Below are 12,968 nucleotides of genomic sequence, written 5' to 3' on the forward strand. Positions count from 1 at the left end.
ATGACCGCGTCCACGCCCCAGCGTCTTCGCTCCTTCGTCACCGGGCAGGTCGAGCTGACCCGCGCCGTCGCACACGCGCTCAAGTCGCGGCCCTTCAATCCGTACCCGTACCTCAAGCCCTTCATCGAAAGGGCCTCGGGCGTGCGCGAGCCGCCCATCAGCGCCACGCCGCACACCGTCGTGTACACGCGCGGCAGCATGCGGCTGCTGCGCTACGCGGCCCCGCGCCGGCGCCACCGCACGCCCATCCTCTTCGTCTATTCGCTCATCAATCGCTGGTACATCCTCGACTTCCTTCCAGGGCGCAGCCTCATCGAGCACCTCACCCGCGAGGGCTATGACGTCTACGCCATCGACTGGGGCGTGCCGGGACAGGACGAGGAGCGGCTCACATGGGATGACCTGCTCGGCGGGCTCATCCAGACGGCGGTGCGGTGGACGCTGCGCGTGAGCAAGAGCCGGGATTTGACGCTCTACGGCTATTGCATGGGCGGCACCATGGCCCTGGCGTACACGGCCCTGTATCCCGAGGGCGTCCGCAACCTCGTGGCCCAGGCCACGCCGGTGGACTTCAGCAAGGGTGGCCTCTACACGCTGTGGACGTCCGCCAACCACTTCGACGTGGACTCGCTGGTGGACGCCTACGGCAACGTCCCCACGCCGGTGCTGGAGAGCGGCTTCCTCATGGCCGCGCCGGTGCAGCGCCTCACCCGGTGGCTGGAGGTGTGCCGCCGCATTGACGACCCGGAGTTCGTCACCACGTTCCTGGCCATGGAGCGCTGGGGCGCGGACCCCGTGCCCTTCCCGGGTGAGGTGTACCGGCAGTACATCAAGGACTGCTACCAGCAGAACCTCTTCCCCCAGGGCCTCATGGAAGTGGGCGGCGAGCGCGTGGACCTGCGCCGCATCCAGTGCGCCATCCTCAACGTCATCGCCGAGCACGACACCATCGCGCTGCCGGCGATGAGCGAGCCGCTGCCCTCCCTGGTCAGCTCGAAGGACTGTGAGACGCGGCGCTACCCCGTGGGCCACATCGGCCTGTCCGCCTCCAGCAAGGGCGCGACGAAGGTGTGGCCCTCTATTTCCGCGTGGATTGGCGCGCGCTCGAAGCCGATGGAACCATGAACGCCTCGTCCGACACCGAAGCCATGGGCGTGCAGGTCCGCGAAGGCACCGTCCACCTGCGGGATGGCCGGCGGCTCGCTTATGTCGAGTCTGGAGACTTGAGCGGCCTGCCCGTGTTCTTCATCCACGGCAACCCGGGCTCGCGCCACATGCGCCACCCGGATGACCGGCTCACTCACGCCTTGGGCGTGCGCCTCATCACTCCGGACCGGCCGGGCTATGGCCTGTCGGACTACCAGCCCGGGCGCACGCTGCTTGACTTCCCCGATGACCTGGAGCAGTTGGCCAACGCGCTGAGGATTGGCCGCTTCGCCCTCTTCGGGGTGTCCGCCGGTGGCCCCTACGTCGCCGCGTCCGCGTGGAAGCTGGGCGAGCGCATCACCCGCGCGGCGCTCGTCTCCGGCGCGGCGCCCCTGGCCCGGCCGGGTGCCATGGAGGGCGTGAACCGGGACTACCGCAACGCGTACAACATGGCCGCGTGGCCGGAGTGGCTGCTGCATCCATTGATGGCCATGCATGACCGGCAGGTGCGCGCCAATCCCGCGCGGGCGCTGGCGGGCCTGCGTTCCCAGGCGTCGGCGGATGACCGCGCGGTGCTCGCGGACCCGCGCATCGCCGCGCAGGTGCAGGGCTGGCGCTACGAAGCCACGCGAAACGGCGTGTCAGGCATGCGGCGCGAGGCGCACATCCTCGCGCAGCCGTGGAACGTCCCCCTGGAGGAGATTCGGGCGGAGGTGGACCTCTGGTACTGGGAGGGAGACAGCATCGTCCCGCCGCAGATGGGGCGGTACCTCGCGAACCGGATTCCGCGCGCGGTGCCCCGCTTCTTCCCCGGCGGCGGACACTTCTCCATCTTCTCCCACTGGACGGACATCCTCACGCCGCTGGTGCGGCAGGGAAGCTGAGCCGCTGAGCCGCACGCTCAGGCGGCGCGGGGCTGCTCCTCCTGGGTGACGGGCGGGGCAATGGGTTCACCGTTCTCCCCCAGCACCACGGGGGCAATGCCCAGCTTGCGCTCAACGAAGGCGTGGCCCAGATAGATGAAGGGCGTCAGGCCCACCGCGACCAGCAACTTCACCACGTAGGACGTGTAGATAATGCCGAGGATGGTGGCGTTGGGCAGCACGCCCGTCCACGCCACGTACTGCACCACCACGGTGTCGAGGAGCTGCGACACCAGCGTGGAGCCCGTCGCCCGCACCCACAAGAACCGGTTGCGCGTCAGTCGCTTGAGCCCGTTGAAGATGGCGATGTCGCAGAACTGGCCCACCAGGTACGCCATCATCGACGCGACGAGGAAGCGCTGTGAGCCGGCGAAGACGTTGTTGAACGAGCCTTCCACCGTCCCCGTGAAGTCCGGCGCACGCGTCAGCGGCGCCCACGGCACCTGCACGGCCATGGCAATCACCACGACCGCGAAGACGGCCATGAAGAAGCCCACCCACGTCACGAAGCGGGCCGCCTTCTTCCCGTAGAACTCGTTGAGGATATCCGTGAGGAGGAACGTCACCGGGAAGGGCAGGATGCCGATGGACATCACCGCCACCACCGGCCCCACCTTCGCCTCGAACAGCTTCACGCTGATGATGTCGCCCACCACCAGCGAGGTGACGAACACCCCCACCAACACCACGAAGAGCTGAAGCCGTCTGTCGAGGAGCATCTCATCGTTCTCGTGAGCCGAGGCCACCTCATACCGCGCCTCACTCCCGCAGCAGTAGCCCTCCATCCAGCACCAGCTCGGAACCGGAAATCCACGACGCGCCCAGCAGGTAGCGCACCGCCTCGGCGACGTCCTCGGGGCGCCCCAGCCGTCCGAGCGGATGCAGCGCCCGCAAGCCCGCAAGCTGGGCCTCCTGCCGCCGCGCATACTCGGGCTCGGACAGCGGCCCCTCGCCGGGAGCCATGCGCACCTCGCGCACCATGTCCGTCTCCACCACGCCCGGCAGCACCGCGCTGGCACGCACGCCTCGCGCCGCACCCGCCAACGCCAGCACCTTCATCACCTGAAGGAGTCCTGCCTTCGCCGCGCTGTACACCGCGCTGGTGACGACGGGCCTCGTGGCCAGCGTGGACGCGATGAACACCTGCGCCCCACCCGGCTCCAGCACCTCCAGCGCCTGCTCGCCCAGCCGCAGCGGCGCGATGAGGTTGACCTCGAGCTGCGCGCGAAGCGCGTCCTCGCCGATGTGGCCCGGCGACTGGTGCACCACCTGCCCCGCGCTGTGGACGAAACCGTCCAGCCCTCCCAGCAACCCGGCGGCACGGCGAAGCAGCCCCTCGCGGGCTTCCAGCGAGGCCAGGTCACACGGCAGCGCGAAGGCCCGTCCCGGCCATGCTGTCGTCAGCGACGCCAGCACCTCCGCGCGCCGGCCCGACACCACCACCTGCCCCCCCGCGCGCAGCAGGGCCTCCGCCACCGCGCGGCCAATGCCCGTCCCGCCGCCAGTGACGAGCACCTTGCGCGTGCCCACCTCACTCATGAAAGGCGCTCCTTGAAGACACGGCCCCGCTCACGGCTGGTGCTCCGCGGGAGAGCCCGGCGCCGCGGGCTCATCCAGCGGGTAATAGGAGTGGCCGGTGACGGGCAGCAGCCCCTCCGGCGGCGGCTCGGTCTCCACCTCGTCCGATGGGATGAAGCCCGGCCTGTCCACACAGAGCACCGTCTGCTCCGTGGATGAAGGGTTGTCGTAGCGGTGCAGGAAGCCCCGCGGCCAGTGGAAGGCCATGCCCCGGGCCACCGGCTTGAACTGAAGCAGCAGCCCCGAGCCCAGCACCAGCTCGCTCTCCTCCATCTGCTGGTGCACGTGCGTGGGGATGCAGCCTCCTGGCCTCACCCGCAGCCGGTAGACGCCATAGCCTGCGCCCTCGTGGATAATGTCCACGCGGCCGAAGCCCTTCTCCTCCCGGCCGTACACCATCTCCGCGGCCGTCCGGTGAATCTGGAGCGACGGCACCGCCAACCCGCCCAGCGCCAGCGGCTTCGTCACCCGCACCGTGGCCGCGTGGACCTGCGCGCGCGGGACGTCGTCGGTGGGCGGCGCCAGCACGTAGCGGCACACCGTCTCGACGGCGGACTCCAGCAGCTCGAAGCGGCAGGCCTCCAGCAGGAAGCGCAGCTCCCCCGCGAGCCGGCCGTAGTTCACCGTGTGCGCCAGCCTGCCTCCCACCGCGGCGGCGCGGGTGTCCAGGAACAGGGCCACGTCCAGTCGCAGCGGCTGGGCCGCAATGCGCTCCCTGTTGAAGATGCCCACGATGCAGTCCACCGTGAGGCCGCGCAGTTCGATGACGTCCAGCGGGCGGCCATCCGGCGTCATGACGACGGGGGGATGGAATGCGTGTTCCGCGCTCATAGCTGTGCGCTCCTGCCGCCATCGACGGCGATGACCTGCCCGGTGATGTACGGCGCCTCGCGGGCGAGGAAGACGACGGTGCGGGCGATGTCCTCGACGTTGCCCTCGCGCCCCATGGGGATGCGGCGCAGCACCGCGTCGCGGGCCTCGGCGTCGAAGTCCTCGGGGAAGGCCACCGTGCCGGGCGACACGGCGTTGACCCGGATGTGCGGGGCCAGCTCCACCGCCAACGCGCGGGTGAGCATGATGAGGCCCGCCTTGCTCACCGAATAGTGCGCGTAGTGGCTCACCGGCCGCTCCCCACCGACGTCGGTGAGGTGCACCACCAACGGGTCCTTGCCGGCGCGCAACGCGGGGAGCAGGGCCTGGGTGAGGAAGAAGGGCGCGTCCAGGTTCACCGCCATCATGGTGCGGTACTGGTCGCGGGAGATGGCGGCGAAGTCGATGCGCTCGAAGAGGCCCGCGTTGTGGACCACCACGTCCAGCGCGGGCCACGCCTCACGCACTTGCGCGGCCAGGGAATCCACAGCCTCCGGGCGGCTCAGGTCGGCGGCGTGCAGGGTGACGCGACGGCCGAGGCCTCGGAGTTCGTCCGCCAGCGCTTCCAGCGGCTCGAGGGAACGGTTCGCATGGAGCGCCAGGTCATAACCCGCGCGGCCAAGGGCCCGGGCCACCGCGCTGCCAATGCGGATGCCAGCCCCGGTGATGAATGCGGTCGCCATGCGGCGCATTCAGTAACAGGCCCGGCAGGGAAAGGCACTGTGGACCTGCTGCCGCGAGGCGCGCCGGGCTACCCCCGTATCCCGGCGCGCCCGCGGCGCGGTCCCCCGATACTCGAATCGTCTAGCGGCGGCCGGCGCTGGCCATGTGCACCCGGCCCGGAGCGTAGGTCACCCACACCCACTCCTGGACCGGCTCGTAGCGGGCCGGCACCCAGCGCTGCTCGTAGAAGCCCCCGGTGCACCGGGTCACCCGCGAGCGGCGGTTGTGACGCTCACGGCACACCTCGGGGACCCACACCTGCTCGTAGCGGCCCTGCACCCAGCGGTTCACCGTCTGCAGTTCGTAGCGGCCCCGAGCGTGCGGCGGCGGCAGCGGCGCGGGTCCCGGGTGGCGGCGGGCGTCGACGTGGACACCGAAGTTGCCGCCGCGGCCGTCATGCCGGTGCTGCTGGGAGAACCGCGACTTCTCGTTGTCGTCCTTCGCATGCGCGGCCGTGGAGCCGAGGAACATCATTCCGAAAGCCAGCACCGCGAAACCCGTCTTGAGCGCCATTGTCGTCCTCCTCCGTCGTCCTGCTTGAACCTTCTGACGGGGCCCCCCGCGGAACATTCAATGCCCGATACCGGCCGCATTTTCAGAGGGAGGGGCCGGTGTGGGTGCGATACACCCCGAGACACTATGTTCCACCGCAAGGGCCCCACCCTCCGGGAGCTGGCCGCGCAGGCCCTCACGTCCGTCGAGCACGGCTACGACCTGCTCGCGCCCAAGTTCGAGTACACGCCCTTTCGCACGCCAGACGCGGTGCTCGAGGCCGCCATTGCCCAACTGGGCGCGCCAGGCAGCGTAGGCAGCGCGCTGGACGTGTGCTGCGGCACCGGCGCGGCCATGCGCTTCTTGCGTCCGCTCGCGCGGGAGCGCGTGGTGGGCTTCGACCTCAGCCAGGGCATGCTCGACGAGGCGCGCCAGCAGCTCGCGCAGGCGCCGGGCACCGCGGCGCTGGAGTTCATCCAGGGCGACGCACTGGCGCTCCCCTTCGACGGCGCGTTCGACGTCGTCACCAGCTTCGGCGCCTTCGGTCACATCCTCGAAGAGGACGAGCCAAAGCTCGTGAAAGGCATCGCCCGCGCGCTGCGCCCCGGGGGCCGCTTCCTCTTCGTCACCGCGCACCCGCCGTCGAAGCTCCGCCCGGGCTACTGGATGGCCAAGGGCTTCAACGCCGCCATGCGCGCCCGCAACGCGCTGTGGAAGCCACCCTTCGTCATGTACTACCTGACGTTCCTGGTGCCCCGGGCCCGCGCGCTGCTCGAAGCGGAAGGCTTCACCGTCGAGGTGCGCGATGGCCTGATGCCGGAGCCCTTCTCCGTGCTGAGCACCGTCATCGCCACCAGGCGCTGAGCCCGGCTCAGGGCGCGGCGTAGTCCACGGCTGTCACCGTGTACTCCACGGGGCCGCGGGGGCGCTCCACCACCACGGACTCGCCCACTTCCTTGCCCAGCAGGGCCCGGGCCAGTGGCGACTCCACGCTCAGCCGCCCCGCCTTCACGTCGGACTCGTCCGGCCCGACGATGCGGTAGCGCACCGGGGCACCGTCCTCGTCCTCCAGCTCCACCCAGGCGCCGAAGAAGACGCGGCCGGCCTGCGAGGCGTCGGGCTCCACCACCCGCACGTCCTCCAGCACCGCCGCCAGCTCCTGTACGCGCCGCTCGCGCTCCTTGCGGCGCACGCCCGCCTCCAGCTCCGTGAACTCACCCGCCCTGGGGTCCGGCCCCTGCGCCGCCGCCAGTTCCTCCTGGAGCGCCCGGTAGCCCTCCGGGGTGATGTAGCGCTTCTCCCCGGAGGACGCGCGTGGGCGGACGGGCATCACGCTGTCATCGCCCGAGTCCTCCTTCGTAAATGCCTTCGACATGCCGGTCCTCTGTCGCCAAGCGGGCACGGCGGCGGGTTCGCGCGCGCGTTCGCGGAATCGGCCGTTAAGCTGCGCCCCCTTCCACAACCTCGCAAGGGTGAAGCCATGACAGGACAGACGCAGCTCATCGGCAAGCAGGGCCAGGCACTGGCGGGCTATCTGAGTGAAGCCCCGAAGGGTGACGCGCCCGGAGCGGTGGTGCTCATCCACGAGTACTGGGGCCTCAACGGGCACACGCGCGACGTGGCGGACCGGCTGGCGCGAGAAGGCTTCACCGTCTTCGCGGTGGACCTCTACGAAGGCCGCGTGACGAAGGACGCCAACGAGGCCAACGCGATGCTGAAGGCAATGGCTTGGGACAAGGCCACGGCGGACCTGCACGCCGCGGTGGAGGCGCTGCGCGCGCGAAAGCCCGGCACCAAGGTGGCCATCATGGGCTTCTGCATGGGCGGCGCGCTGACGCTGCTGGCCGCCGCGAATGAGCCGGGGCTCGACGCCGCCGTGCCCTTCTACGGCATCCCCCCGGAGGAGGCCGCGGACGTGTCACGCATCCGCGCGCCGGTGCTCGGGCACTACGCGAACAATGACGAATGGTGCTCGCCGGAGCGAGTGGACGCGCTGGAGAAGAAGCTGAAGGGCGGCGGCATCCCCGTGGAGATTCACCGCTACGACGCACAGCACGCCTTCTTCAATGACACGCGTCCGGAGGTCTACTCACCGGACAACGCCGCGAAGGCGTGGCAGCGCACCGTGGACTTCCTCCACGCGAAGCTCGGCTGAGCTTCGCGCGGAAGAGAGAACGGACTCAGTTGCTGGTGTCAGGCGCCGCGGCGGGAGCCTCCGTCGCCGGCGTCTCCGGCACGGCGGGAGCCTCGGGCGTCGCGGGAGCAGCAGGGGCCTCGGGCGCGGCGGCCTCCGCCGCCTCGGGCGCGGCGGCATCCGTCGCGGGCACCACCTGCAGGCGGTAGCTCCGAACGCCCCTGGGCAGCACCACCTCCACCAGCGGGTTCTCCTTCAGCAGCGCCGGCGTCACGTCGAAGGACACCCGGCCGTCCTCGTCCGTGACGTAGGACTCGCGCGAACGGGAGTCCTCACCCCAGAGCACCTTGGCGCCCTTCACGGGCTGGTTGGTGTCCGAGTCGAGGACGATGAGGTCCACCAGGGTGCCGGCCGCCACCGAGGAGCCCGCGGGCTGGACGACGTCGCGATAGAACGGACGCTGCACGACGCAGGCGGCCAGCAGGGAGGAAGAGGCAAGGGCGAGGGTCAGCAGTTTGCGGCGAAAGCTCATGGAAAATTCCGTACGGGCAGAGATGGAGGTGCTGCCGGGCGCGGCAGCATAGCCGGAGGCCACCGTCCGCCAAGTCCGGCGCGCATCTTCGGGCCCCTCGACTCGGGTATCCAGGGACTCCGCGAGTATTCCGGAGGGAGAATTCCAGGGCCCGGCAGGTGGCCCGCCCCCCGATGCGGCCAGCGGCCCTTCCGCACACCCGCTGGCGTCACAAACTCATGGCCATCAGGCACACGTTGATTTGCCCCCGAGGGAGGTAGCCAGACATGCCCGAGCGCATCCTGACGCAAGACCCGGAGAAGGCCCTCGCCGGTCCCAAGCCGCGCTACGAATACATCCGCCGGGAGATTCCCGCGGACCTGACCTTCAAGCCAGACACCATCAATCCGGTCCACAACCGGTTCATCGTGAGCACGCTGGTGATGGCGTTCATCAGCCTGGCCCTGTTCTTCCTGCCCATGTTCAACGGGCTCCTGGCCGGCACCTTCGGCGGCTTCCACGCGCGAAGGCTGCCGCGCGCGCTCGGCGCGGCCGTCCTCTCCGCCGTCGCGGTGCCCGCCGCCCTCGCCTTCTTCCTCTTCATCGGCTCGGCGACCCAGGGCCACATCTTCTATGGCCTGGGCTTCTGGGGGTACACGGCGCTCTACGTCATCGGCCTCTTCATCGGCGCCGTGACGGGGGCCATCAGCCACCCGTTCTGGACGAGCTACAAAATCGGCGAGCCCGCCTCTGTCAGCGCACCTCGAACCCGAGTGCCAGACGCCGCTCCGCCGAGCCAGCCAACCACGTAGACGGCGACAGGGCTTCCCAGTGGGGCGTGGGCGATATCGCCCCCTCCCACCGGACCTGCGCGCGGGGCGTGAGGAGCACGCCGAAGGGCCCCGCGCGCCCCAGCCACACCTCCAACTGGAGCGCCGCGCCCGCCTCGTGGGTGAAGTGTGTGTCCCCCACCCTCCAGGTGGGCGCGTAGGCCGCCTCCAGCCGCACCGCGTTGGCACCCGAGCCGAACAGCCCCATCCGATGCGCCAGTGACAGGCGCGGCCCCGCGGCCGGCGTCAGCACATCCCGGTTCCAGTGCACCGCGGCCAGGCCGCCCACGCCCACCGTGGTGAAGCGCGAGAAGCGCGCGTCCTCGTCCAGCACCATCAACGCCTCCGCCTGCACCGACGCGCGATAGCGCAGCAGGCGCGCGTCGCTCGACGCCACGCGGGCCTCGGCACCCCAGCCGAGCGAATCCCAGAAGGAGTCACGGAACTGGGGAAGCTCGCGCAGCAGCGTGCGGTAGCCCAACAGCGTCAGGTCCGAGGCCACCACCTTGGGCAGCCCCCAGCGCGGCAGGAGAAACAGCTCGCCATCGAGCACCCGCAGCTCACTGCTCGGCTGGAAGCCGTGGAGCCGCGCATCGCCCAGCGCCTCGGCCATGCCCGCGGTGCGTAGCCCCACCAGGGGCCGGGCCGCGGCCCCTTCAGGAAAGTCCACGCCCAGGGCCACCATCACGCGCCCCGCTCCGGACTCCCGCAGCGCCCCTTCCGCCCAGGCCGTCTCCGCCGCCACCTTGCGGCGCCGGTCCTCGTGCAGGAAGGCCACCGGGTCCACGGTCGCCAGCAAGCCGTCATTGAGCGCGCCCTGCACGTCGGTGGCACGGTGGAAGGTGGCCTCGGTTCGCTCGGCCCACACCAGCGTCCGCAGCTCCTCGGGCGTGGGTGGACGGCGCTCCGCGGAGGCCAGCGCGTCCTTCAGCAGGGTGGCGCGGTCCAACACCGCGAGCCTCCGCTGGAGCGCGTCCTCGGTCTCGAAGACGCGCTGACGCTCGGCCGTGCCGGCCCTTGCCGAGCCCGCAACCGACACCTTCATCGCGAGCATCCGCTCGCGCTCGATTCGCAGGCGCTCGCCGTCGGCACGGTCCACCGCGGCGCGCTCCACCCGCACCGCGTGCGCCACGTAGGCATGCAGGTGCGCGCGGACCGTGTCGCGGGACGCCGTCTTCGCCGAGTGCATCAGCGCGGCCACCACCCCGGGCAGTTCGTCATAGGCCGGGGCGCGGACCTGTGGCTCCGGCGACGCCAACCGGGCATGCACGCCCCGGAGACGCGCGAGCTCATCTGCGCCGACATGTCCGGCCAGCGCGTCCAGTGCCTCCTGCTGTGCCGCGTGCGCGCGCACCGCGCGGTCCCCGGTGGACTCGAACGCGTCCGGGATGTGCTCCAGGAGGGAGGACGTCTCGCCCCCTGGCTCCTCCACCTGCACCCGGGCCAGGGTGTCCAGCGTGGCGGTGGGCAGGACCCAAAGCGCGCCGGGAGGACGCAGCTGCCGCCCCCCCTCCAGCGCGCCGTTGAGCAGGAAAACGAGCGCGCTCGCGCAGTTGTCCGTGAAGAAGTAGTAGCCCATGTACCCGCGGCGCTCGAGCTCCCACACCCGCTCCAGCATCCGCGCTTCCTCGCCGGGATTCAGGCGCAGGCGGAAGCGGCGGATGGAGCGCTGCTCCAGCTCCAGCGCCTCGTGGGACAGGTCGCCCATCGTCCCCGTGAGGAAGACGGTGTCGTAGGCCCCCGTCATTCCCTTCACCACGTAGCCCAGGCCCTTGGACTCCATCCCTGTCAGCGCGACCAGTTGCACCACCCGTTCGAAGGTGGGCCCCCGTGGCACCTCGCCCTCGTGCCACACCGGGCGCAGCAGCAGGTGTCCGAAGAGGGACTCCGGCTGACGGCCCGTGGAGGCCACCAGCAGCACCTCGAAGTGCGACAGGGACTCCAGCTCCGCCCAGGCTTCGAAGGCGGGGCAGTCACCGCGCGGCGGCAGCGTGCCCAGGCCCGACGCTTCCAACTGCTCCGTCAGCGCCCGGGCCTTGGAGAACTCCTGGCAGCGGACGTGGTCATCCACCGGCAGCGCGTCCGCGCGCAGGGACTCCACGGGCACCAGCAGCTCCTCGGCGAACGTCACCCAATCCAATGAGGCGCTGCGCTGACCCATGGCGCGGCTGAAGGCTCCGGCGTAGCGAAGGCGGACCTCCTCCTTCCACACCAGGGGCCGTTCGAAGGGCTTCATCCAACCCGACAGCCGGCGCCAGGCCGGGGTGCCGCTCCAGCCTTTCGCGTCATCCCAGCGCTGCATCACCGCGTGCACCACCGCGCGCCGGCGCCACAACCGCTCCACCTCCGCGTCCGTCAGTCGAGACAGACGCAGCGTGGCCCGGCGTTCCTCCGATGGGGCGTACTGGTAGAGGTGGAACCGCGCGCGGCCCTCCGTCCAGTCGGGGCGCTCGGGGGAGCCATCGCCCAGGCCCAGCGGCGCGGCCTCCGGGTGCAGCACCAATTCCAGGGGACCACCGGGCGGACGCCGCATCGCCGGGGGCAGCGCCTCCAGCCCCGCCTCCACCTCCGTCACCAGGTCCGCGTCGGCCGCCGCGGCGCCCCGCAGGACCACGCCCGCCTGTTCGAGCGCGTGGACGCGCGCGGACAGGGCATCGTCGGCGTGCACCGGCAGCGCGAAGACGAGCGCGAGCAGCCGCAGCCAGCGCATCAGTGCGCCACCGTCGCGGTGCCCTCCTGAGGCGGTGCCGCGAGGAACGCGCGGCGATCTTCCTCCAGCCGCGGCTCGGCCCGCGCCAGCTCTCCCACCCGCTCCAGCCACGCGAGCGCGCGGTCCGGCGTGAGGGTGTTCGCCTCGGCCATCTCGAGCAGCTCCTTCCGGTTCGCGCGCAGCACGCGCCCGAAGAGGCCCAGGTGCTCACGCCGGATGCGCGCCGCCGCCGCCAGGTCCTCCACCGTCGGCCCCGCGCCCAGGGCGAGGTCCTCACGCAGCTGGTGCGTGCGCGCCCGCAGGTACACCTGGGCCGCGCGGCCCGCCTCTTTCGGAGACACCCCTCGGCGCCGCTCAGCCGCGGCATACGCCTGCCAGATGATGATGCCGAGCCCCACCACCAGCGCGGCCACCGTCACCGAGGACGCCACGTCGTTGTTGTTGGACTGGCTGCTGTTGTTGCTGCGAGAGCGCGACGCCTCACCGTCCGCCTTCTCCGTTCCCGAGGAGCCCTCGCTCGTGCCGCCTTCCTCGGAGCTTCGAGAGGCGAGCTCCGTGGACTCATTGTCGCTCGACTTGGAGTGGCTCGTGCCCTCTTCACCCGAGCCACTCGACTCCGACTGGCTGGAGCCCTCTCCACTGGAACCGCTCGACTCGGAGTGGCTCGTGCCCTCTTCACCCGAGCCGCTCGACTCCGACTGGCTGGAGCCCTCTCCACTGGAACCGCTCGACTCCGACTTGCTGGAGTCGCCCGAGCCCTCCGACGACGCACCTGAGTCCGACTGGCTCGATTCACCCGAGCCTTCCGACGAAGCGGCGGAGTCGGACCCCTCGGATGAAGCGGCGGAGTCAGAGCCCTCGGACGAAGCGGCGGAGTCGGAGCCCTCTGAAGCGCTCATGCCGCCTCCGGGCCCCAACGCCGCGGGCGCCCTGCATCCGGAGACCGTCATCACCACTGCCATGCACAACGCGCGCTTCACGGACTTCTTCGTCTTCATCGAACGCATTTCCAGGTGTCCATCCGTTCTTCACGTGGGCCGGCCGTCGCACG

The 12,968-nt window shown here is 70.7% G+C and carries 14 protein-coding genes; 5 read left to right on the top strand and 9 right to left on the bottom strand.

Translation table 11 applies throughout. The features are described 5' to 3' along the window. Positions 1–1,125, top strand: coding sequence for an alpha/beta fold hydrolase (locus tag FMP39_RS00900; RefSeq protein ID WP_141588141.1), 1,125 nt, complete (start codon positions 1–3; stop codon positions 1,123–1,125). Next, positions 1,122–2,030 carry an alpha/beta fold hydrolase gene (locus FMP39_RS00905; protein ID WP_141588142.1) on the top strand — a complete coding sequence of 303 codons (909 nt, stop codon included), beginning with the start codon at positions 1,122–1,124 and terminating at the stop codon, positions 2,028–2,030. Before FMP39_RS00900 ends, FMP39_RS00905 begins: the two co-directional genes overlap by 4 nt. A gap of 17 nt (positions 2,031–2,047) precedes the next feature. On the opposite strand, the gene FMP39_RS00910 is transcribed toward FMP39_RS00905, so the two are convergent. From FMP39_RS00910 to FMP39_RS00930, 5 genes are all read right to left on the bottom strand, one after another. Then, entirely contained in the window at positions 2,048–2,788 is a 741-nt protein-coding gene (locus FMP39_RS00910; RefSeq protein ID WP_194858177.1) for a queuosine precursor transporter, read from the bottom strand. Positions 2,789–2,828: 40 nt separating this feature from the next. Next, positions 2,829–3,608 carry an SDR family NAD(P)-dependent oxidoreductase gene (locus FMP39_RS00915; RefSeq protein ID WP_141588144.1) on the bottom strand — a complete coding sequence of 260 codons (780 nt, stop codon included), beginning with the start codon at positions 3,606–3,608 and terminating at the stop codon, positions 2,829–2,831. Between the two features lie 30 nt (positions 3,609–3,638). Next, complete coding sequence (locus tag FMP39_RS00920) at positions 3,639–4,478, bottom strand: dihydroneopterin aldolase (RefSeq protein ID WP_141588145.1); 840 nt, start codon at positions 4,476–4,478, stop codon at positions 3,639–3,641. After that, positions 4,475–5,200 (bottom strand): SDR family oxidoreductase, encoded by a 726-nt coding sequence (locus tag FMP39_RS00925; RefSeq protein WP_140800261.1) that lies wholly within the window; start codon positions 5,198–5,200, stop codon positions 4,475–4,477. Before FMP39_RS00925 ends, FMP39_RS00920 begins: the two co-directional genes overlap by 4 nt. Positions 5,201–5,321: 121 nt before the next feature. Beyond that, positions 5,322–5,753, bottom strand: coding sequence for a hypothetical protein (locus tag FMP39_RS00930; RefSeq protein ID WP_228557537.1), 432 nt, complete (start codon positions 5,751–5,753; stop codon positions 5,322–5,324). Positions 5,754–5,879: 126 nt separating this feature from the next. On the opposite strand from FMP39_RS00930, the gene FMP39_RS00935 reads away from it, so the two are divergent. After that, entirely contained in the window at positions 5,880–6,596 is a 717-nt protein-coding gene (locus FMP39_RS00935) for a class I SAM-dependent methyltransferase (protein ID WP_141588147.1), read from the top strand. Between the two features lie 7 nt (positions 6,597–6,603). Here FMP39_RS00935 and FMP39_RS00940 read toward each other — a convergent pair whose 3' ends face one another. Beyond that, a complete protein-coding gene (locus tag FMP39_RS00940; RefSeq protein WP_141588148.1) occupies positions 6,604–7,107 on the bottom strand; it encodes a GreA/GreB family elongation factor in 504 nt (167 codons plus the stop codon). Positions 7,108–7,212: 105 nt separating this feature from the next. Between FMP39_RS00940 and FMP39_RS00945 the strand changes: the two genes are divergently transcribed. Next, positions 7,213–7,887 carry a dienelactone hydrolase family protein gene (locus FMP39_RS00945; RefSeq protein WP_141588149.1) on the top strand — a complete coding sequence of 225 codons (675 nt, stop codon included), beginning with the start codon at positions 7,213–7,215 and terminating at the stop codon, positions 7,885–7,887. Positions 7,888–7,912: 25 nt separating this feature from the next. On the opposite strand, the gene FMP39_RS00950 is transcribed toward FMP39_RS00945, so the two are convergent. After that, a complete protein-coding gene (locus FMP39_RS00950; protein WP_228557538.1) occupies positions 7,913–8,398 on the bottom strand; it encodes a hypothetical protein in 486 nt (161 codons plus the stop codon). A 266-nt stretch (positions 8,399–8,664) separates the two neighbouring features. Between FMP39_RS00950 and FMP39_RS00955 the strand changes: the two genes are divergently transcribed. Further along, complete coding sequence (locus FMP39_RS00955; protein ID WP_141588151.1) at positions 8,665–9,189, top strand: hypothetical protein; 525 nt, start codon at positions 8,665–8,667, stop codon at positions 9,187–9,189. Here the strand turns inward: FMP39_RS00955 and FMP39_RS00960 are convergent. Both FMP39_RS00960 and FMP39_RS00965 read right to left on the bottom strand, forming a co-directional pair. Beyond that, the gene (locus tag FMP39_RS00960) at positions 9,131–11,917 is read right to left on the bottom strand and encodes a DUF4105 domain-containing protein (RefSeq protein ID WP_141588152.1); all 2,787 of its coding nucleotides are present in this window, start codon (positions 11,915–11,917) and stop codon (positions 9,131–9,133) included. The two genes, FMP39_RS00955 and FMP39_RS00960, sit on opposite strands and share 59 nt — an antisense overlap. Beyond that, positions 11,917–12,915, bottom strand: a complete 999-nt coding sequence (locus FMP39_RS00965; RefSeq protein WP_228557539.1) for a hypothetical protein — start codon at positions 12,913–12,915, stop codon at positions 11,917–11,919. The genes FMP39_RS00960 and FMP39_RS00965 overlap by 1 nt, the downstream gene beginning before the upstream one ends. Between the last annotated feature and the right edge of the window lie 53 nt (positions 12,916–12,968).

This window comes from Myxococcus sp. AB056, from assembly GCF_006547365.1.
Lineage (GTDB): Bacteria > Myxococcota > Myxococcia > Myxococcales > Myxococcaceae > Myxococcus > Myxococcus virescens.

What these genes read in the sequence shown, in the direction of transcription:
- FMP39_RS00935 (WP_141588147.1), top strand. Translation starts at nt 5,880, where the DNA reads ATGTTCCACCGCAAGGGCCCCACCCTCCGGGAGCTGGCCGCGCAGGCC.
- FMP39_RS00940 (WP_141588148.1), bottom strand. Translation starts at nt 7,107, where the DNA reads ATGTCGAAGGCATTTACGAAGGAGGACTCGGGCGATGACAGCGTGATG.
- FMP39_RS00945 (WP_141588149.1), top strand. Translation starts at nt 7,213, where the DNA reads ATGACAGGACAGACGCAGCTCATCGGCAAGCAGGGCCAGGCACTGGCG.
- FMP39_RS00905 (WP_141588142.1), top strand. Translation starts at nt 1,122, where the DNA reads ATGAACGCCTCGTCCGACACCGAAGCCATGGGCGTGCAGGTCCGCGAA.
- FMP39_RS00900 (WP_141588141.1), top strand. Translation starts at nt 1, where the DNA reads ATGACCGCGTCCACGCCCCAGCGTCTTCGCTCCTTCGTCACCGGGCAG.
- FMP39_RS00960 (WP_141588152.1), bottom strand. Translation starts at nt 11,917, where the DNA reads ATGCGCTGGCTGCGGCTGCTCGCGCTCGTCTTCGCGCTGCCGGTGCAC.
- FMP39_RS00955 (WP_141588151.1), top strand. Translation starts at nt 8,665, where the DNA reads ATGCCCGAGCGCATCCTGACGCAAGACCCGGAGAAGGCCCTCGCCGGT.
- FMP39_RS00965 (WP_228557539.1), bottom strand. Translation starts at nt 12,915, where the DNA reads ATGAAGACGAAGAAGTCCGTGAAGCGCGCGTTGTGCATGGCAGTGGTG.
- FMP39_RS00930 (WP_228557537.1), bottom strand. Translation starts at nt 5,753, where the DNA reads ATGGCGCTCAAGACGGGTTTCGCGGTGCTGGCTTTCGGAATGATGTTC.
- FMP39_RS00920 (WP_141588145.1), bottom strand. Translation starts at nt 4,478, where the DNA reads ATGAGCGCGGAACACGCATTCCATCCCCCCGTCGTCATGACGCCGGAT.
- FMP39_RS00950 (WP_228557538.1), bottom strand. Translation starts at nt 8,398, where the DNA reads ATGAGCTTTCGCCGCAAACTGCTGACCCTCGCCCTTGCCTCTTCCTCC.
- FMP39_RS00925 (WP_140800261.1), bottom strand. Translation starts at nt 5,200, where the DNA reads ATGGCGACCGCATTCATCACCGGGGCTGGCATCCGCATTGGCAGCGCG.
- FMP39_RS00910 (WP_194858177.1), bottom strand. Translation starts at nt 2,788, where the DNA reads ATGCTCCTCGACAGACGGCTTCAGCTCTTCGTGGTGTTGGTGGGGGTG.
- FMP39_RS00915 (WP_141588144.1), bottom strand. Translation starts at nt 3,608, where the DNA reads ATGAGTGAGGTGGGCACGCGCAAGGTGCTCGTCACTGGCGGCGGGACG.